An 18,125-nucleotide genomic window follows, 5' to 3' on the forward strand; every position below is an offset into this window, starting at 1 on the left:
CCTCCCCCCTTGGTAGCGCTCGCCAATTCGGCGAGGAACACGGTTAACCCCCATCCACTGGGCGACTTGAGTGGCGCTCTGTCCTGGCCAATACCGTTGAGTAACGACGAGCAGGCGCGCCTGACAGCGTTCGCTCAACGTCATACCCATCACCTTGGAACCCAACCATCGGTTGCGAGCACACCGGGGGGGATATTGGAGTTCCTGCGCTATCAGCTACCGCTCTCGCCGCAGACCTTGAACAGTCCGGCCAAGCTGCTGGACGCTCTGCTCAACAGCCCAGCAGCCAAATTGATGGGAAAGGCGCTGCGGGAACATATGCAAGGCATTGCAACAGAACGCAGCGATACCGATTACCTGCTCGCCGCCATCAACCTTCAGCTAGACCCGGACCTAGCCACAGCGCTTGACCGGAACACAGTGGCCGGTTTCGACCTGGCGGCCCAAGCGCATATCGGTCAGCCTGCGTCGCTGGTGGTTGAGCGCTTGCAACAGCATCTGGTCGCTCAAGGCCGGTCCAGCCTCGCCACGGCGGCGGCCGATGCCCATCTGCTACTGGCGAGCCGAGCGCCTGCATTCTTGATCAAAGACATTCCCAGCAACATCACCTACGGCAGCCCGGCCTGGCTCAACCTGGACGTTGCAGCGACAACCGTTGACGCCCAGACGCCCGGAAAGGTCCCCAACATGACCTTTCTCCAAGTTATGCAAGCAGCCGAATTGGCCGCGCAGTCCAATCCAGCCGTTACCGAAAGTGCACAAAAAGCCGCCCTGTTGAACTGGGGCAACGCCCACGGCGTGGTGGCCAGGAAAGCCGATCACCTCTACACCCCTGAAGATATGAAGACATTGTTCGATACGTTCAATGCCCGTATTGCGCAGATGCTTGGCGCCACAGAAACCTTGGATAAAGCGTTGCCATCGCGCAGGGAAATGGCACTGGCGGAGCTGAGCAGGCGCTTCCCCGGCAAAGAAGCGTTATTCGAAGTCAAAGCCATCAAGGTGCTGCAACGTTACTTTCCCGATAACGGATCACCTGCGAGAGAAACCGTTATTTTAGCCGGCGAGCACTCGATGCTTGATGTCGCCATGATGAGCCTGAAGAACAAAAACCTGGTTTTTCGCTCGAAGGACAGCCGGCTTCCGATGGCCGAGCTGAACGCCAATAAACGGTTCAGGGTCCTCGACGCGTTTGAAGCCGAATTTGCCAAGGGGATCGAAGACAAGAAAAAAGCCGTCGGCACCAGCATCCAGCACCTGATAGCTCAACTCCCTCTGGAAGACCGACAGAACTTCGAATATGGCGAAGTCCGGTTCTTTCAAAACAAGGCCTACCAGTTAGGCACCGATTTTTTTGATCAAACCCCACTTCCAACCGACAAGGCGCTGATGGTCAGCGTCAAGCGCAATGGCAAGACCACCGCGTACTCAATCGACTTTGACAAAGGCAGCATCACCCATGCCTTGCCTTGGCAGGCAGAGGTCCGCGAGACGCGAGATGGCAGTAGAGTCAGCAAAACCGAAACGTTCGGCGATACCCTCTTGGCCCGCGCAGCGCCAAGGTCGTTGGAGGCTATCCCGGACAGCTTTGCTTCGCCGCGTACCCAGGCGATTGCCGACACGTTTGTCAAACATTTTGATCTAGACAGTCAAGACATCAAAGACCACGCCAAAGGCTCTACCACCGAAGACCTGCGCAATAGGAAGATTGCCAGCATCGTCGATGTCATGCTGGACGTGATCCCCTTTCGCTCGGCTATTGTCAACTTTCAAAAGGGCAATTTCGGCGATGGTGCGTTTGATCTGGCCTTGGATATTTTCGGTTTTCTCACCGCTGGTGCAGGCACAGTCGGCAAGGCCGTCAAGATTGGCAATTCGACACTCTCTACGGCGACCAAAGCCTACAAGGTCAGCAAAGTCATCGGTGCGGCCGCAATCAGCACGTTGAACCCCCTCAGTGGCGCGGGTGACTTGGCGCTGGGCACCGCCCGGCTCGCCAGCAACGGTCTCAAGCGAATTGGCGCCAGAATGCTGCAAGGCATCAATGAGCTGCGGGGGGCAACCGGCAGCTATGACGTGCTCAAAGCCGCCAGCAAACACCACACCTTGGCGGCATATGGCACCCTCCCTGTCGACGGCCAAAGCGTAGCAACCGGCGCCGTGCTCAAGGATGGCAAGTGGCATGCCTTTGATGTCGACAACATGCAGCCTTATGGGGGGGCCTTGCAGGGCTTTGTGCCGACTGCCGTTGCGCAGGACGGTGCAGTCAAGGCGCTTGATAGTCATCTGCTCAATTGGTTGGCCACGGTGGTTGCCCCGAACCCACCCACCCAGGATCTTCCATTGGTATTTCAGAGGGTCGTCAGCCAGGCGAAGGCGATCGATGAGGTGTCTTATTTGCGTGGATACACTTCAGGCAGGCCGGACGACATCCCAGGGTATTTTCCATCCATGAACCTGGAGCAACTCAAAGAGTTGGCTGTCGACAGTCATCGAACGCCTGAGCAGGTGGGAACTTTGTTCAGGGCCTTAGAAAAGAAACGCATCGAAATCAGCCTGAGTAACTCGAAGATATTCAGTGACGAAATACGCGCGGCGGGTGGAACGTTGATCCCCATGCCCCAAGGCTTTTATTTGAGCCAGGCAGACGTCCTCTCCGAGGGCGAATGCGCCGTGCTCGCCAATGCAATGGCGCTGGCGATTGAAAATAACAAGTCAGAGATATTGATCGGGAATTTCTTTACCTCGATTGCCGATCTGAACAATCCCAAATCGATCAAATTTCGCCAGGACCTGACCCGTTTCCAAGGCATCCTGGAAAACCGCGTTCATGGTCTGCAAACACCAACGCAGGCGGGCCATCAGACGATCATTGACGATTTGGCCAATGCAGCGGCACCCACACAGCTGCTGATTCGCGATCGTGGCCATGTAGTACTGGCCGGTATGAGTATGCAGAACAACACAAAGCAATGGTTTTACTACGACCCCAACTTCGGCCTGGTCAAGTTCCCGACTGAAGAGGCAATGAGGAAGGGCCTGGACAGCGCGCTGAGCAGCGGCCGCTCGAATGTGCTGATGCAGCCTTATGGCGCAGACAGAGCCCGCCCTGAGTACAAATATGCCGAGTTCAACGAGTTGGAGTTGATGCAGAGTACGGGCAGTATCACCAGCCTGCATGGCTTGTTTAACACGGCGATATGACGGGCGGGACATTCGTTGGGGATACCGGCACAATGCCGTGCCTGTTTCGGGAACTTGCCGGGCTTGATACGACTCACTAGAGAATCGTCTGTCAACTGACCAAGACCGGCACCTTCACTTTTCAGGAATTTTCACTATGCCCCCGCTCGCCTCCACCATCCTTGTAGTCGAAGATGACGCCATCGTGCGCATGCTGATCGTCGACGTGCTCGAAGAACTGGAGTTCAGTGTGCTTGAGGCCGCGGATGCCGAAGAAGCGCTGGCGTTGGTCAACAATCTGGATCAACCGATCGACCTGATGATGACCGACGTTGGCCTGCCAGACATGGACGGCAAGCAACTGGCGGCCAAGGTACGTGAGCTACGCCCCGCGCTGCCGATCCTGTTTGCCAGCGGCTATGCGGAAAACATTGATGTACCGCCTGGCATGCAGGTGATCGGCAAGCCGTTCTCCATCGACCAGTTACGTGACAAGGTCCAGTCGATCCTGCGCACCGCCTGACGCCAACGCCGTACGAGTGCCGCCTGCCCGGGCGGCATTTTTGCATGGGCCGGTCAGGGATTAACGTGACGTTGGGCCAATAAAATTGGAAACTCGGCGCTCTGATTCCCCGCCCTCTAAATAAGCTCTCTGGAAGGACGCAACAACATGATTGGAAAACCGACGCGCCTGCTGTTGGCGAGCCTCTCGATACTCATGAGTACCGGCGCCCTGGCCGACTTCACCGCCAGCCCCGCCGAAGCCCGCGCCATTGCCAAGGAAGCCTATCTGTACGGCTACCCGGTGGTGGCGATGTACAAGACGCTCTACACCCAGGCCGTTGATAAAGGCGGTGCCAACTTCAAGGCGCCGTTCAATCGCATCGCCAATTCCGCCCAGGTGCTCACCCCCAAGGACTCCGCCGTCGCCTCCCCCAACGTGGACACGCCCTACTCCTTCGTCTGGATGGACCTGCGCAAGGAACCCCAGGTACTGACCCTGCCCAAGATCGACGACAACCGTTACTACTCGGTGCAGTTGATCGACCTGTATACGCAGAACTTCGCCTACCTGGGTACCCGCAGCACAGGCAACAATGGCGGCCACTACATGGTCGCAGGCCCAGGCTGGAAAGGTCAGCAGCCGGTGGACATCGACCGCGTGCTCTACAGCGAAAGCAACATTGCCTACGCCCTGTACCGCACGCAGCTGTTCGATGAAAAAGACCTGGGCAAGGTCAAGCAGATCCAGGGCGGCTACAAAGTACAGCCCCTGAGCAGCTACGTGAAACAGCCGGCCCCGGCCGCCGCGCCCAGGATCGAATGGCCCAAGCCCATGGCCACCATGACCGAAGGCCCGCAGCTGTTCCGCTACCTGAACTTCATGCTGGCGTTTGCTGCGCCCCAGGACAGCGAAAAAGACCTGTTGGCCCGCTTCGCCAAGATCGGCATCGCCGCAGGTGCGCCATTCAAGGTCAACCAGTTGAGCGCAGAACAGCGTAAAGCCCTTGAGGACGGAATCAGCGATGCCCGGGCCGAGTTCGCCGCCTTCAAGAAGGACAAGCTCGACACCAACCAGGTGACCAGGGCCGATCTCTACGGTAGCCGCGACCGCCTCAAGAACAATTACCTCTACCGCTACGCCGGCGCCGACCAAGGGCTTTTCGGCAGTTCCAGCGATGAAATCGCGCACCTGAAGTACGTCCTCGACAGTGACGGCAAACCGGCCAACGGCGCGCGCCACAGCTACACCGTACACTTCGCCAAGGACCAACTGCCGCCGACCGATGCGTTCTGGTCGCTGACCATGTACGACGCCAAGACCAAGCAGCTGGTGCCCAACCACAAGAAACGCTACGTGATCAATTCACGCATGTTGGCAGACCTCAAGCCTGACGCCGATGGCGGCGTGACGCTGGCGTTGCAGCACCACGAGCCGCCGAAAGCCGAGCAAAGCAACTGGCTGCCCGCCCCGACCGGGCCGTTCTACGCAGTGCTGCGCATATATCTGCCCAAGCCCGAGGTAGGGAGCGGCCAGTGGAAACTGCCGCCGCTGACACCGCTCAAGTAACACCCTGCTGTTTATGGAGTTGTACTGCATATGACTTGCTGGAATGTCCTCGGCCTCACCCCGGACGCCGATAGCCGCGCAATCAAGCGTCAATACGCGGCGTTACTGAAAAAGACCCGTCCGGATGACGACCCCGAGGGCTTCCAGCGCTTGCGCGAAGCCTACGAAGCGGCGTCGGCGTGGAGTGCGCAAGCGTACGACGAGGCCCCCGAGGTGCTGGTCGAGGAAACGGGCATCAGCCTCGACCAGCGCTATCAAGCCGCGATGGCCGACGGCACGCTGCTGCTCTTCGAAATTCACCTGTTGCAACGCAGTGTCGATGGCGAACTCGACGCCGCCGACACCCGGTGGGCGTTCGAAACGTTCAATTGGATGACGGCCTGGCAGCGCCTGGAACTGCCCGTTGCATTGATGCAAACCCTGGAATACCAACAACGCACCGCATTGCAAAAACCTCTGTACGAGGCCCTTGAGCAACAACACGACGGGGCATTCCTAGCCGCCTATGCCGCACGGAACGAGCGTACGTGGGTGAGCAAATACCCCCACGCCGACTGGTTCAACGAATGGCTGGCCAGGCTGCTGGCAAACAACCGTTATTGGTCGAGCGCGGTGTTTGACGCGGTCTGCGTCGGCCAGGGCTGGCACGGTGGCGCGGACCACAGCTGCCCTGCCGATGAGTGGGCGTTGCTGCTGCGCCGCCAGCAGGCACCGCTGTTCCTGGCCCAGCAGCGTGCACTGGCCGAACAGCCGCCCTACAGCCCCCAGCAACGCGCCGCCCGCTTGCTGTTGGCACCGATGACACTCGGTCAGCGTCGCGCATTTGCCCAGCGCTTGGATGAAGACGACTGGCAGGCTTGCCAGGCACTCAGCGCGGACATCTACGCCGAACACGTCGCCGTGGCCGAAGCGATGCCCGGTGGCACCGTGTATTTCTGGCAAGGTTGGGACAAGAGCCTGGACACCTGGCCATGGTTGGTGGCGCTGCTGTTGGCGTGTGTGGTCGGCACCTTCGGGCAGGCCGACACCTTGCACGGCAACGTCGTCCCGACTGTCGGCCTAGGGCTGTTGTGGTCGCTGGCCTTTGCAATAGGCGCGGGTGTGGCATGGCAGGTCTGGCGGCCGCTGGCGCATCAATATCGCTTGCAGGACGAGCGCCTGAGCCAGCGCCTGCCGCGCTGGCTCAGCCCCACTCACCTGCCCTTGCTGCCGCTTCGTGATCTGCTGCCCGGTGGGGTGCTCGTCGCCGTCCTCGGTTACTGGTTCGGCCCCCTCGCCAGCCTGACCCTGGTGCTGGCACTGGCGTTGATCGGTGCAGTCAAGCGGCCGTTCATGAACCAACACACGCCGTGGTCCGTGCGCAACCCGCGCAAGACCAACCTCGCTATTGCGCTGTGCGTCGTCGGCGGCATCGCGCTGTACGGCGGCTTGAAGGTGCTCGACAACCACTACTTGGTCACTCGCAATCAAGGCCTGCAACAGTGGACCGAGCGTTTGTGCAGCCGCATGCCGCGCACCGCCGAACACTGCCAGGCCCCTGCGACGCAGGAGCAGTGGTATGGCCAGGAGGCTGCACAATGAATTCCAATTGGTTTATTGCCCTCGGCATTGCGCTGGTCATGGGCCTGTTTGGCCTCGCCGGTGCCGCCAGGCAAGTGCAACTGGTGGGGTTGTGGTGGGACCAACGCGATGGCGCCGACACGGCAATGGCCAGCGCGCTGGCACCGCTCATCGATTGCGTCAACCGCGTCGACCGCGATACGCGGCTGGTGTACTACCGCCGCGCCAACCCGAACCTCAGCGATGGGCAGTCAACACTGTACCCCGCCGGCTATCCGCACAACCGCAGCGAATTCGGCGATACCACCGAGCCCGAGGCGCGGGTGATCCAGAAAGATGTCTGCGGTGAAAACATCGCGCTCAAACTCAAGAGCCAGCAACCCGGTAGCCGCTTGATCGGCGTAGCCGAGCGGTTCGTGCCGAGCCTGAATGCCATCACCGGGTTGATCTACGCGTCCAAGTCGTCCCAGCCACAGTCGGCGGCCTACGAACGCTTGTTCAACGACAACATGTTGGCGCTGCTCAGGAAGAACATGCTCAAAGAAGGCGCGGCCTACACGTCGATCTCCGCCGAGCTGCGCCGCGCGCTGGAACGCGAGGAACAGCGCTTGCGACCCGCGCAACTGACCCTGCTAAAAGCTCGTTTCGGCGAAGACCTGCACTGGCACGTGCTCAATTACATGATCACAGCGCGCCAGGCAATCAACCAGGTCGACCAGGGCATGCGCAACGCCAGCCTCACGCCCCAAGCGCTGGCGACGCTGGCGGCCGCCGTGCAGGTGGCTGGCGAGAACACTGAACGCTTCGCCAAAGGTGTCCCGCGCACCGCCCGCGACGAGGACGCGGCCTACCTCTGGTACAGCGTCAAACCGAGCGTCGACGCCTACCTTGAGGCGATGCATGCGTTGCTCAACGATTGGCTTGATCACGCGTCGCCGCAGCAACTGAGCGACGACTATTATGTCGTCGCCCGCCGCTATGACAGCCTGCTCAGCTACTACAATCGCCAGGCGCGCAACACGTTCTAGGGTCTTTTCAGCTTTAGATAAGACTGATGCAGGTCTGATGCCCAGCCATCGATCACACTCTTGACGTCATCGGCCTTCATTACCTGCGCGTCGTTGGCCAGCGGCTTGCCGGTGCCTTTGCGCACCACTTGGGCAAGCACCTTGCCGCTGGCCCCGTCGAGAAACTGTGCCTCAGTGCCCAACGTGGTTTCCTGGTCACGGATACCCGCGCCGGTACTCACCGCCGCCACGGCCAGCGCCACCGGAATGTACTCGTAAGGCTTGAGCGCTTCGGTCTTGCTGCTGACGGCGGTTATCGCTGCGCGTACCACGACCACCCCGGGGCCTGGGGCCTTGGCCAGCGGCAGGGATTTCTCCAGTTCACGCTTGAGCGCCTGGTTGTAGTAGGCGTTGATGCCATTGAGGGTGCTGTCGGGAATTTTTGCGCTGGCTTGGGGCTTGGGGTAGAACTGGGTCGGCTCGATAAACACCGCGTGGTAGCGGCTCAGGTCGAGCTTGGGATCGACCCAGCGCATCACTTCGGCGCCCGACGGCGACTTGGCCTCCTTGAGCTGGCTGTAGTCGGAAAGAAACCCGGAATATTCATCCGGTTGCGTGATTTTGCTGGCGCAGCCTGCCATTGCGATGGAGGCAACGCACAGCGCGCTGAGCATTAGTCTTGGTTTCATCACGGCACTCCTTGGCGATCATCACTGAAACATCGAGCTGTAGGTATAGCCAACTCTGGAGAAATAGCCGGCTCAGCTGCGTTCACGTGGAATCAGGCCCTGTAACTGCGAGGCCAGGAAATTCGCATCAAAGCCAAAGGTGTCCGGGTCTTTGAGGCCGTTGGTTTTCTTCCATAACCAGTCGTTTTTATCCGCCGGCAACACCAGCGAGACACTGCCGTGACGCGCGGCCGTCAGGCCCATTACCGCCACCGAGATCAAGCCGCCCGCACCCATGACATCCGGTACAAACTCCACGGTCTTGCCGGTGATCTGCACGTTCAACTTCTCGGTCTTGAAGGTCGAGGTCTCCACCGGGACGCTCGGGCCGCTCGCCACATAAGCTTCTCGGTGGACTTCAAGCAACCCGACTGTCTTGACCGGCTCCAGCCACTGCTCAATCTGCCCGAACAACTCGCCTAGCTTTTGCGCCCAACGGGCCGACTGCACATCAAATTGCTGTTTTTTGTGCGCTTCGGTGTTGGCGTAATGACGAAGCATCTCGCCCAGTTGCTGTACATCGTCCATTGCGGAACTCCTTGGGTGAGCCAGGTCGCGAGGGCTGATCATGGCAGATGCCGTCACACACCGTACGATTAAAGCCCGGGGCCATTGCGGTGCAGTGCGATAAAAGCGCAGGTCCCGCGATAAATAGCGGATCAGCGCCGCCAATGGCCTTGTTTTCATAGCAAACAAACTGATCCGCATTAATGAGCTTTTACTGAGGCTGTTTTGTTTTTGTCACTCTTCCTACAGTGCCCGCCACTTGGAACCGTGGGAGGACTGAGCATGAGCACAGCAACAATCGGACAGGCCTATAACTATAAAGTCGTCCGTCAATTCGTCATTGCCACCATCGCCTGGGGTGTTGTCGGCATGGCCATGGGCGTGTGGATCGCTTCGCAGCTGGTCTGGCCGCAAATGAACCTTGATCTGCCCTGGACCACCTTTGGCCGCCTGCGGCCCTTGCACACCAGCCTGGTGATTTTTGGCTTCGCCGGCAGCGCACAGTTTGCCGCCAGCTATTACGCGGTGCAGCGCACTTGCCAGGTGCGGCTGTTTTCCGACCGCTTGGCCGCGTTTACCTTTTGGGGTTGGCAGTCGGTCATCGTGATCATGCTGGTCAGCCTGCCGCTGGGCTACACCACCACCAAGGAGTACGCCGAAATCGAGTTCTCCGGTGCGGTGTGGATGGCGGTGGTGTGGGTAGCCTACGCGGTGGTGTTTTTCACCACCGTGGTACGGCGCAAAACCCGGCATATCTACGTGGGCAACTGGTTTTTCGGCGCGTTTATCCTGGTGATCGCCATGTTGCACGTGGTCAATCACCTGGCGATCCCGGTGGATTGGTTCAAGTCCTACCCGGTGTATTCCGGGGCGACCGATGCGATGGTGCAGTGGTGGTACGGACATAACGCCGTAGGGTTTTTCCTGACGACGGGCTTCCTCGGGATGATGTACTACTTCGTGCCGAAACAAGTCGGGCGGCCGGTGTATTCCTATCGCCTGTCCATCGTGCACTTCTGGGCATTGATCACCCTGTATATCTGGGCAGGGCCCCACCATTTGCACTACACCGCGCTGCCGGACTGGGCGCAGTCACTGGGCATGGCAATGTCGCTGATCCTGCTGGCGCCGAGTTGGGGCGGGATGATCAACGGCATGATGACCTTGTCCGGCGGTTGGCATCAGTTGCGCACCGACCCGATCCTGCGCTTTTTGGTGTTGTCGCTGGCGTTCTACGGCATGTCCACGTTCGAGGGCCCGATGATGGCGATCAAGACCGTCAACGCCCTGTCCCACTACACCGACTGGACCATCGGCCACGTGCACGCCGGCGCGCTCGGTTGGGTGGCGATGATCACGTTCGGCTCGCTGTACCACATGGTCCCCAAGGTGTTCGGCCGCGAACGGATGCACAGTGTGCCGCTGATCAACCTGCACTTCTGGCTGGCGACCATCGGCACGGTGCTGTACATCGCCTCGATGTGGGTCAACGGTATTACCCAGGGCCTGATGTGGCGGGCGGGGAACGATGATGGCACCCTCACCTACTCGTTTGTCGAAGCCTTGCAGGCCAGCCATCCGGGGTTTGTCGTACGTTTCGCCGGTGGCGTGTTTTTCCTGGCGGGCATGCTGCTGATGGCCTACAACACCTGGCGAACTGTGCGCAGCGCCGACGTGCGCATGGCCCAGCTAGATGCGCGAATCGCCTGATGTGGGGCTGGTTGCTGTTGATGTGCCTGTATGGCGCCGTGGAGTACTGCTTGCGCGGGCAATCCGAGCAGAGTCTGGATGACGCCAGCCTGCTCCCCTTCGCCGACGATCCCGAGGTGGCACAACGGGTGGAGCAGGCCACCGGCAAACAGGTCAACGCGGTTGCACCGGAACATGCCAAACCGGGCTGGATCAACCTCGACATGTGAAACTGCACCGGCGATTTGGTGGACAACTGCGTATGACTAATCCGTGGTCGATGGGTAAGGTGGGCCGACTACCCCTGTCAGGAGCATCGCATGCGCACCATCGGCCTTATCGGCGGCATGAGCTGGGAGTCCAGCGCCGAATACTACCGCCTCATCAACCAGCAGGTGCGTGAGCAACTGGGCCCGCTGCGCTCGGCGCAACTGTTGATTTACAGCGTGGATTTCGGCCCGGTGGCGCAGGCACAACACGCCGGGCGTTGGGACGACGCCGCGCTGATCCTCGAAGAGGCTGCGCGGCGCCTGCAAGCCGGCGGGGCCGACTGCGTCGTGCTGTGTACCAACACCATGCATCTGGTGGCGCCGCGTATCGAGGCGGCAGTGTCGATTCCGTTTCTGCACATCGCCGATGCGGCGGGGTTGGCCGCTGTTGCAGCAGGCACCTTGACCGTGGGTTTGCTGGGCACGGCGTTCACCATGGAACAGGACTTTCTCAAGTCACGCCTGGCCGACCACGGTTTGAGCGTGCTGGTGCCCGACGCGGACGAGCGCCAAGCGGTGCACCGGATCATTTACGAGGAGTTGTGTGTCGGCGTGATCAGCGAAGCCTCGCGCCAGGTCTACCAACGGGTGATCGAGTCCCTGGCCGCGCGCGGCGCCCAGGCGATCATTCTCGGATGTACGGAAATCGGCCTGCTGATCAAGCCGCAGCACAGCAAGTTGCCGCTGTTGGACACCACCGAGCTGCATGCGCAGGCTGCGGTAGCGTTCGCGTTGCAGGACTAGGCGGATTGGCGCAGGCGCGCCATGCTCACGGTGTCGACGAACGCGCCGTCACGCACGGCGTAATCGCGCATGCGCCCTTCCACCTCGAAACCGAACTTGCGGTACAACTGCTGCGCGGCTTCGTTGTCGGCGTACACCGTCAGCTCTACCCGGCGCAGGTTCATCCAGTTGTCGGCCACGTCCAGCGCGGCCGCCAGCAGGCGCGAGCCCACGCCCTTGCCCTGCCAGGCCGGGGCCACACCCATGCCGAACGATCCGACATGGCTGCGGCGCACACGCAGCTGTTGTTCCAGGCCGAGTTGGCCGATCACTTCCCCGCCATGCACCGCCACCAGCTGTAGGCGCCGCTCGTTGTCCATTTCCAGCTTGTTGCGCCACGCCTCAATCGATTGGAAAGGCATTTGCAGCACCTGACGGCACACGGCCGGTTCGTTATAGAGCGCGGCGACGCCCTCCAGGTGGGCCTCGGTAAAACGCTGGATGACGATATGGGGTTCAGGCGTGTGCATTGTGTTTCATCCTTTGAAAGACAAGTGGCCGCCCAGTGTAGAGGCCACGCCCGCCCGCTGGCTAGGGTGCCGGCTGAGTCGTCCACAACGACGGCCAATCGCCATAAGCCACGCCGGTGCAGCGCGGCATCACATGAAACTCGCTGAGCTGGAACGCCTTGCCGTCAAACACCCAGACGCCACCGCCACCGCAGTCTCCGATCCCACGCTGCTTGTAGAAGTAACTGAGGGTGCCGGTGCTTTCGTCGTAGCCGACCGAGCCTTGCAGTTCCGCCGCGTCCAGCGGCAATGGCTGCAGTTTCAACTGAGTTTGTTTGTAGGGCGCTTGTCGTTCACGGCGGCTGACATCGAACTCGCAGTTGTAGGCTGCGCAGTCATAACGCGTGACAGTCATCGCTTCCTTCTCTGACAGCGCGCCCACGTTGGCTTCGGCTTCACCCTCCTCCGGCGTGACCGCCTGCAATGCGGCGGCGACCAGCCCGGCTTGTTCTGTCGCGCTCAGCGGTGGCGCGGTTTCGAACCGACGCAGCACGGGGGGCGGCAAGCGCGGCGGCACTTCACTCGCGGCCCCCTTGCCCGGCCGTGCGAGTGCGGTGACGTTATCCACCCGCCCTTGTACCGCATCCATCAACAGCAACGCTGCACTCAGCCCGCTCAGCGATACGTGGGCCTCGTCTTCACCCGGCAACTGCAAGCGCTGGCCATTGCGCAAACGCTGCAACAGACGCCGCGCCGCGGCCTCTTCGATCACGCCGTAGGACTGCATGTCGGGATCGCCGCCCTGATCGTCCAGCTCGACGTGCAAGTCGCGGGTCAGGTCCGGCCCCAGCGGCTGACCGTCCAGCCGCAGGGTGGAAAGGTCCACGGCCTGGCCGCGATGGTCAAAGCGCAAACGCAGATAGCCTTCAGGCCCGGCCTGATGCCAGAGATGCAAAGTCAGCGAGCTGTAGTCCTCTTCGTCGACGCCGCTGGGCGCGCTGAGGGCGTGGCAATTGCGCAGGTTGTCGCAACCGATGACCCACTGCTTGATTTCCCGTAGCAATGGCACGGTTTCCACAGGCGGTTGAGCCAAGGCTTGAGGGGTGATGGCGGCCAGCAACAGGGCCGGAAGTAAGCGGCGCAGCATGGGGACTCTCCGTGTCGAAAAAGGCGCGGATTGTCCCATGTCTGGGGCGTTGCGTCAGCGTCGAGCGGCAGTGCGCCACACCCGCGCAATATCCGCGGCCCGTTCGCGCAACAACCGTGGTGCCTCGCTGCACGCCTGTTCCAGGCTCATCGGACCGGACGGCAAGGCGAACGCGGCATCGACACCGTGGGCATACATTTGCGCATAACCGTCGCCAAGGGTGCCCGCGATGACGATCACCGGCACATTGTGCCGCTGGGCGATACGCGCCACGCCAAACGGAGTTTTGCCGCGCAGGGTCTGGGCGTCGAAGCGGCCTTCGCCGGTGATCACCAGGTCGGCACCGCGTACGGCGGTGTCGAGGCCGACCAGGTCGGCGACGACTTCCACACCGGCGCGAAACTGTGCGCCGAGGAAAGCTTTGGCGGCGAAACCGAGGCCACCGGCCGCACCACTGCCGGGTTCGTCGCGTACGTCTTTGCGCAGGACTTGGGCGCAGTGGTCGGCGTAGTGACTGAGGGCGGCATCCAGTTGTTGCACTTGCGTGGGATCGGCACCTTTTTGCGGGCCAAAGATGGTCGAGGCGCCATGAGGGCCACACAGTGGGTTATTGACGTCGGCAGCGATTTCAAAGCGCACCTCGGCCAGGCGTGGGTCAAGCCGCTCGAGATTGATCCGCGCCAGGCGCGACAAGGCCAGGCCACCCGGTGGCAACGGCTGGTCCTGGGCGTCGAACAACTGCATGCCAAGCGCCTGCATCGCGCCGGCGCCACCGTCATTGGTGGCGCTGCCGCCAATCGCCAGGATGATGCGCTGTGCACCCAGGTCGAGTGCGGCGCGAATCAGTTCGCCGGTGCCGAATGTGGTGCTGCAACAGGCGTCGCGCTGCCCCGGTGGTACCCGTTGCAGGCCGCTGGCTTCGGCCATTTCGATGATCGCTGTGTGGCTGTCGGCCAGCCAGCCCCAACGCGCGTCAACCGTACCGCGCAGTGGTCCCTGCACTGTTTGGCTGCGCAGTTCGCCGTTACAGGCGGCGAGTACCGATTCCACCGTACCTTCACCCCCATCCGCCATTGGGCACTGGAGCAACTGCGCATCCGGCCAGACGTCGGCCAAGCCTTGGGCAATAGCCTGGGCGACGCCTTCGGCACTCAGGCTGTCCTTGAACGAGTCGGGGGCGATGATGATCTTCATGGGCTTTCTCCGGTTTTTATAACGCCCATGCTGCCAGTTGGCAGCGCCGATGACGCCGGTCCGATGCACAAGTGCGGCTGGGCTTTGTTGTTCATTCCGACAAAGCCTGGGGCAACAGCTGAACACCGAGGTAGAGCGCGAGCATGCCGTCCAGGGTCAGTGGGTCGACGCCACTGAGTTCGGCGATGCGCTCCATGCGGTAACGCAAACTGTTGCGATGGATGCCCAGGGCATCGGCGCAGGCTTGGCTCTGGCCGTCGTGCTCGCACCAACTGCGCAGGGTTGCCTGCAATTGGCCGTTGGCGTCCTTGGCCAGCACCTTGCGCAGGGGGTTGAGCAACTCGTCGAGGGCATCATCGTTGCGGTGGCGCCAGAGCATGACCGGCAGGCGAAAGCGGTTGAGGGTCAGCAGCCGTGTGTGCGGCAGGACATCGCGGCCATAGGCGAGCAAATCGCCGACACGGCGGTAGCAACGGCGCAGCCCGGGCAAACCGTCGGCTTGCCCGCCGACGGCGACGCGCAGGATGTTCCAGCCCTGGCCTTCGAGCTTTTCCAGCAACCGTGGGTTATCCACCGGCAGGGCTGCCGGGCGGCACCAGAGCAGGGAAAACTGCGCCGAGCTGACACACCAGCTGTCGGGGTAGCGCGAGGTCAGCCAGGCATTCAAGGCTTCTGCCGATTGGCCCGGGCCCAGTTCAAACAGGTACGGCGTGCGTGCCAGTTGCGGTTTGAGCCCCAGTTGCTGGGCTTCGTCCACCAGACGGGGGGAGTCGCCGGTTTCGGCCAGCAGCAACGCCAGCAGATCGTCGCAACGCTGGCGCCGCCATTGTTGCTCGGCCTGCTGATGGCGATGGCTGACCAGCATTTCAGCGGTCATGCGCACCAGCTCGGCGTAAGTGCGCAAGCCTTCCGGTTCGCCGGTGATGCCGAGTACGCCGATCAGGCGCTGGTCATGCAGCAGCGGCAGGTTGATCCCCGGCTGCACGCCCTTGAGGTGCTTGGCGGTCTGCCCATCGATTTCCACCACACGCCCATTGGCCAGCACCAGTTGCGCGCCTTCATGACGAGTATTGATGCGCTCCGGCTCGCCGCTGCCGAGAATCAGCCCCTGACTGTCCATGACGTTGACGTTGTAGGGCAGGATGGCCATGGTGCGATCGACAATATCCTGCGCCAAGTCATGATCCAGCTCGAACATGGGGCTATTTTCCTGAAAAAGCGGGTTGTTCACCGGCACAGCGCAAAGGGAGGTTCACTGTGCGCGAGCACAAAGACAGTACCCCGTCACGTCACCGAGACTGTTTAGGCGATCAACGTTACCCTCGCATCGCGAAAAATCATAATAAAGAGAGACTGCCATGTCACAGAGCGCCACTGCCGCACTGGCTACCGATGACGATAAAAACGCCATCTACAAGCGCATCACCCTGCGCCTGATCCCCTTCATTTTCATCTGCTATCTGTTCAATTACCTCGACCGGGTAAACGTTGGCTTTGCCAAGTTGCAGATGCTCGATGCCTTGAAGTTCAGCGAAACCGTGTACGGCCTGGGTGCCGGGATCTTCTTTATCGGTTACGTGCTGTGCGGCGTGCCGAGCAACCTGGCACTGACCAGGTTCGGGCCGCGGCGCTGGATTGCGCTGATGATGATCGTGTGGGGCACCTTGTCTACGTGCCTGCTGTTCGTCACCACGCCGACGCACTTCTATACCCTGCGTCTGTTTACCGGGGCTGCCGAGGCCGGGTTCTTTCCGGGGGTTGTGCTGTATCTCTCGCAGTGGTTCCCCACGTTCCGACGTGGGCGGATCATGGCGCTGTTCATGTCGGCGATTCCGGTCTCGGGCTTGCTGGGCAGCCCGTTCTCCGGCTGGATCCTCAATCACTTCGCCGCCGGCCAGGGTGGCCTCGCCGGCTGGCAATGGATGTTCCTGCTGCAAGGCATCCCGACCGTGATCCTTGGTGGCCTGGCTTACTTCCTGCTCAGTGACAGTTTCGCCAACGCCAAGTGGCTCAAGCCCCACGAGCGTGCGGTACTGGAGGCCGATCAGGCGACTGACCTGGCCAATAAGCCCAAGACCACCACCGACTCCCTCGCCGAAGTGTTCAAGAACCCGGCGATCTGGGCGTTTGGCCTGATTTATTTCTGCATTCAGAGCGGTGTCTACGCGATCAACTTCTGGCTGCCGTCGATCATCAAGAACCTGGGCTTCAGCGATAACCTGGTAATCGGCTGGCTCAGTGCAATCCCGTATCTGTTGGCGGCGGTCTTCATGCTGCTGGTGGGGCGCTCCGCCGACTTGCGCAAGGAGCGTCGTTGGCACCTGGTGGTGCCGATGTTGATGGGGGCGATAGGTCTGGTGATTGCGGTGAACTTTGCCACGACGCCAGCCATTGCGATTCTTGGCCTGACCATCGCAACGATGGGCGCCCTCACTGGCCTGCCGATGTTCTGGCCAGTACCGACCGCCATGCTCAGCGCAGGCGCGGCGGCAGGTGGCTTGGCGTTGATCAACTCCATGGGACAGATGGCCGGGTTCCTCAGCCCCTATATCGTCGGCTTTGTGAAGGATGCCACCGGGTCGACGGACATGGCGTTGTACCTGCTGGCGGCGGTGATTGTGGCCGGTAGCGTGCTGGCCCTGCGCATGACCCGCAGCCTCAAGGTTTAACGCGGCCCATGTAGGAGATGGCGTGTGTGGGAGTGGGCTTGCTCGCTCCTACACACGCCATCTCCCAAAGGCCTATTGCGCAGTTACAACAGGCCGCCGCCGTCGATGTCGATGACACTGCCGGTGATGTAGCCGTTTTCCATGGCCAGCACGTAACCTGCCGCCACTTCTTCCGCCTGCCCTACCCGACCAACCGGCAACGCGCTGCCCGCCTTGGCGAACATCGCCAGTCGCTGCTCTTCGGCCAAGCCTGCATACGCGGGCGTATCAATCACCCCCGGGCTGATCACATTGACCCGACGCGGCGCCAGCTCCTTGGCCAATTGTTTGCCCAGTGCCTCGGTCGCGGCATTGATGCCGATCTTGATGAACTGCCCCGGCACCACTTTGCGGCCCAACTGCCCGGACGTCAGGCTGATGCTGCCGTGCGCGTCAAGGAATGGCAGCGCCAGTTGGATCGCACGCAACGAGCCCCAGAGTTTGACGTTGAAGTTGTCCTGGGCCTCGTGCAGATCGGTGTCTGTCAGGGCCTTGGCGCGTACGTTCGGTCCCGAGGTGTAGACCAGGTGATCAAAATGCCCGACGTTTTCGAACAGGCGCTGTAGGGAGGCTGCGTCGGTGACATCCACCGGCTCGCTGCGCAGGCCGTGTTCGGCGCTCGACGTCAGGCGGCGGCCAGCCAATACCACGTGGGCGCCTCGGGCGGCGGCAGCCTTGGCCACGGCCGCGCCTATACCGCTGCTGCCACCAATGACGATCACGGTTTTGCCGTTCAGGGGAGAAGTCATGAAGAACTGTCCTGGTTGAGAAAGTGAGCGTTCATCTTCTCAGCTTGGTAATCGGCGAAAAATCCCGGTAAAACGACAAGA

The 18,125-nt window shown here is 61.2% G+C and carries 16 protein-coding genes; 9 read left to right on the forward strand and 7 right to left on the reverse strand.

Annotated features, from left to right (window positions below):
- Positions 1 to 96: 96 nt before the first annotated feature.
- The 5 genes from LIY36_RS20095 (at position 97) to LIY36_RS20115 (ending at position 7,842) form a co-directional block, all read left to right on the forward strand.
- Positions 97 to 3,204, forward strand: a complete 3,108-nt coding sequence (locus LIY36_RS20095) for a hypothetical protein (protein ID WP_226456807.1) — start codon at positions 97 to 99, stop codon at positions 3,202 to 3,204.
- A gap of 136 nt (positions 3,205 to 3,340) precedes the next feature.
- Entirely contained in the window at positions 3,341 to 3,706 is a 366-nt protein-coding gene (locus tag LIY36_RS20100) for a response regulator (protein WP_192300042.1), read from the forward strand.
- 147 nt (positions 3,707 to 3,853) lie between these two features.
- Positions 3,854 to 5,254 (forward strand): DUF1254 domain-containing protein, encoded by a 1,401-nt coding sequence (locus tag LIY36_RS20105; RefSeq protein WP_226456809.1) that lies wholly within the window; start codon positions 3,854 to 3,856, stop codon positions 5,252 to 5,254.
- A gap of 30 nt (positions 5,255 to 5,284) precedes the next feature.
- Positions 5,285 to 6,835 (forward strand): J domain-containing protein, encoded by a 1,551-nt coding sequence (locus tag LIY36_RS20110; protein WP_226456810.1) that lies wholly within the window; start codon positions 5,285 to 5,287, stop codon positions 6,833 to 6,835.
- Entirely contained in the window at positions 6,832 to 7,842 is a 1,011-nt protein-coding gene (locus tag LIY36_RS20115) for a DUF3829 domain-containing protein (protein WP_226456811.1), read from the forward strand. Before LIY36_RS20110 ends, LIY36_RS20115 begins: the two co-directional genes overlap by 4 nt.
- Here the strand turns inward: LIY36_RS20115 and LIY36_RS20120 are convergent.
- Both LIY36_RS20120 and LIY36_RS20125 read right to left on the reverse strand, forming a co-directional pair.
- The gene (locus LIY36_RS20120; protein WP_226456812.1) at positions 7,839 to 8,510 is read right to left on the reverse strand and encodes a DUF3313 domain-containing protein; all 672 of its coding nucleotides are present in this window, start codon (positions 8,508 to 8,510) and stop codon (positions 7,839 to 7,841) included. The genes LIY36_RS20115 and LIY36_RS20120 overlap by 4 nt on opposite strands.
- 72 nt (positions 8,511 to 8,582) lie before the next feature.
- On the reverse strand, positions 8,583 to 9,077 hold the full coding sequence (locus LIY36_RS20125) for a hypothetical protein (protein WP_226456813.1): 495 nt from the start codon (positions 9,075 to 9,077) through the stop codon (positions 8,583 to 8,585).
- Between the two features lie 261 nt (positions 9,078 to 9,338).
- Between LIY36_RS20125 and ccoN the strand changes: the two genes are divergently transcribed.
- The 3 genes from ccoN to LIY36_RS20140 all read left to right on the forward strand — a co-directional run bounded on the left by ccoN (position 9,339) and on the right by LIY36_RS20140 (position 11,758).
- The gene (gene ccoN, locus LIY36_RS20130) at positions 9,339 to 10,766 is read left to right on the forward strand and encodes a cytochrome-c oxidase, cbb3-type subunit I (protein WP_226456815.1); all 1,428 of its coding nucleotides are present in this window, start codon (positions 9,339 to 9,341) and stop codon (positions 10,764 to 10,766) included.
- Positions 10,766 to 10,975 carry a cbb3-type cytochrome c oxidase subunit 3 gene (locus LIY36_RS20135; protein WP_192300035.1) on the forward strand — a complete coding sequence of 70 codons (210 nt, stop codon included), beginning with the start codon at positions 10,766 to 10,768 and terminating at the stop codon, positions 10,973 to 10,975. Before ccoN ends, LIY36_RS20135 begins: the two co-directional genes overlap by 1 nt.
- 90 nt (positions 10,976 to 11,065) lie before the next feature.
- On the forward strand, positions 11,066 to 11,758 hold the full coding sequence (locus LIY36_RS20140) for an aspartate/glutamate racemase family protein (RefSeq protein ID WP_226456816.1): 693 nt from the start codon (positions 11,066 to 11,068) through the stop codon (positions 11,756 to 11,758).
- Here the strand turns inward: LIY36_RS20140 and LIY36_RS20145 are convergent.
- From LIY36_RS20145 to LIY36_RS20160, 4 genes are all read right to left on the reverse strand, one after another.
- Positions 11,755 to 12,267 carry a GNAT family N-acetyltransferase gene (locus LIY36_RS20145; protein ID WP_226456817.1) on the reverse strand — a complete coding sequence of 171 codons (513 nt, stop codon included), beginning with the start codon at positions 12,265 to 12,267 and terminating at the stop codon, positions 11,755 to 11,757. The genes LIY36_RS20140 and LIY36_RS20145 overlap by 4 nt on opposite strands.
- 61 nt (positions 12,268 to 12,328) lie before the next feature.
- A complete protein-coding gene (locus tag LIY36_RS20150) occupies positions 12,329 to 13,393 on the reverse strand; it encodes a DUF1176 domain-containing protein (RefSeq protein WP_226456818.1) in 1,065 nt (354 codons plus the stop codon).
- Between the two features lie 54 nt (positions 13,394 to 13,447).
- Positions 13,448 to 14,587, reverse strand: coding sequence for a glycerate kinase (locus tag LIY36_RS20155; protein ID WP_226456820.1), 1,140 nt, complete (start codon positions 14,585 to 14,587; stop codon positions 13,448 to 13,450).
- 91 nt (positions 14,588 to 14,678) lie between these two features.
- The gene (locus tag LIY36_RS20160; protein ID WP_192300030.1) at positions 14,679 to 15,785 is read right to left on the reverse strand and encodes a sugar diacid recognition domain-containing protein; all 1,107 of its coding nucleotides are present in this window, start codon (positions 15,783 to 15,785) and stop codon (positions 14,679 to 14,681) included.
- 160 nt (positions 15,786 to 15,945) lie between these two features.
- On the opposite strand from LIY36_RS20160, the gene LIY36_RS20165 reads away from it, so the two are divergent.
- Positions 15,946 to 17,256: an MFS transporter gene (locus LIY36_RS20165; protein WP_226456821.1), complete on the forward strand. Its 1,311-nt coding sequence runs from the start codon at positions 15,946 to 15,948 to the stop codon at positions 17,254 to 17,256.
- An 83-nt stretch (positions 17,257 to 17,339) separates the two neighbouring features.
- On the opposite strand, the gene LIY36_RS20170 is transcribed toward LIY36_RS20165, so the two are convergent.
- Positions 17,340 to 18,044: an SDR family oxidoreductase gene (locus LIY36_RS20170; protein ID WP_226456823.1), complete on the reverse strand. Its 705-nt coding sequence runs from the start codon at positions 18,042 to 18,044 to the stop codon at positions 17,340 to 17,342.
- Positions 18,045 to 18,125 lie beyond the last annotated feature (81 nt).

The sequence above is a fragment of the Pseudomonas sp. AF03-9 genome, assembly GCF_020515815.1.
Taxonomy (GTDB): Bacteria; Pseudomonadota; Gammaproteobacteria; order Pseudomonadales; family Pseudomonadaceae; genus Aquipseudomonas.

Bases quoted from the DNA above. Each gene is read 5' to 3' on its own strand.
- LIY36_RS20100 (WP_192300042.1), top strand. From the start codon at position 3,341: ATGCCCCCGCTCGCCTCCACCATCCTTGTAGTCGAAGATGACGCCATC.
- LIY36_RS20105 (WP_226456809.1), top strand. From the start codon at position 3,854: ATGATTGGAAAACCGACGCGCCTGCTGTTGGCGAGCCTCTCGATACTC.
- LIY36_RS20110 (WP_226456810.1), top strand. From the start codon at position 5,285: ATGACTTGCTGGAATGTCCTCGGCCTCACCCCGGACGCCGATAGCCGC.
- LIY36_RS20115 (WP_226456811.1), top strand. From the start codon at position 6,832: ATGAATTCCAATTGGTTTATTGCCCTCGGCATTGCGCTGGTCATGGGC.
- LIY36_RS20120 (WP_226456812.1), bottom strand. From the start codon at position 8,510: ATGAAACCAAGACTAATGCTCAGCGCGCTGTGCGTTGCCTCCATCGCA.
- LIY36_RS20125 (WP_226456813.1), bottom strand. From the start codon at position 9,077: ATGGACGATGTACAGCAACTGGGCGAGATGCTTCGTCATTACGCCAAC.
- ccoN (WP_226456815.1), top strand. From the start codon at position 9,339: ATGAGCACAGCAACAATCGGACAGGCCTATAACTATAAAGTCGTCCGT.
- LIY36_RS20135 (WP_192300035.1), top strand. From the start codon at position 10,766: ATGTGGGGCTGGTTGCTGTTGATGTGCCTGTATGGCGCCGTGGAGTAC.
- LIY36_RS20140 (WP_226456816.1), top strand. From the start codon at position 11,066: ATGCGCACCATCGGCCTTATCGGCGGCATGAGCTGGGAGTCCAGCGCC.
- LIY36_RS20145 (WP_226456817.1), bottom strand. From the start codon at position 12,267: ATGCACACGCCTGAACCCCATATCGTCATCCAGCGTTTTACCGAGGCC.
- LIY36_RS20150 (WP_226456818.1), bottom strand. From the start codon at position 13,393: ATGCTGCGCCGCTTACTTCCGGCCCTGTTGCTGGCCGCCATCACCCCT.
- LIY36_RS20155 (WP_226456820.1), bottom strand. From the start codon at position 14,587: ATGAAGATCATCATCGCCCCCGACTCGTTCAAGGACAGCCTGAGTGCC.
- LIY36_RS20160 (WP_192300030.1), bottom strand. From the start codon at position 15,785: ATGTTCGAGCTGGATCATGACTTGGCGCAGGATATTGTCGATCGCACC.
- LIY36_RS20165 (WP_226456821.1), top strand. From the start codon at position 15,946: ATGTCACAGAGCGCCACTGCCGCACTGGCTACCGATGACGATAAAAAC.
- LIY36_RS20170 (WP_226456823.1), bottom strand. From the start codon at position 18,044: ATGACTTCTCCCCTGAACGGCAAAACCGTGATCGTCATTGGTGGCAGC.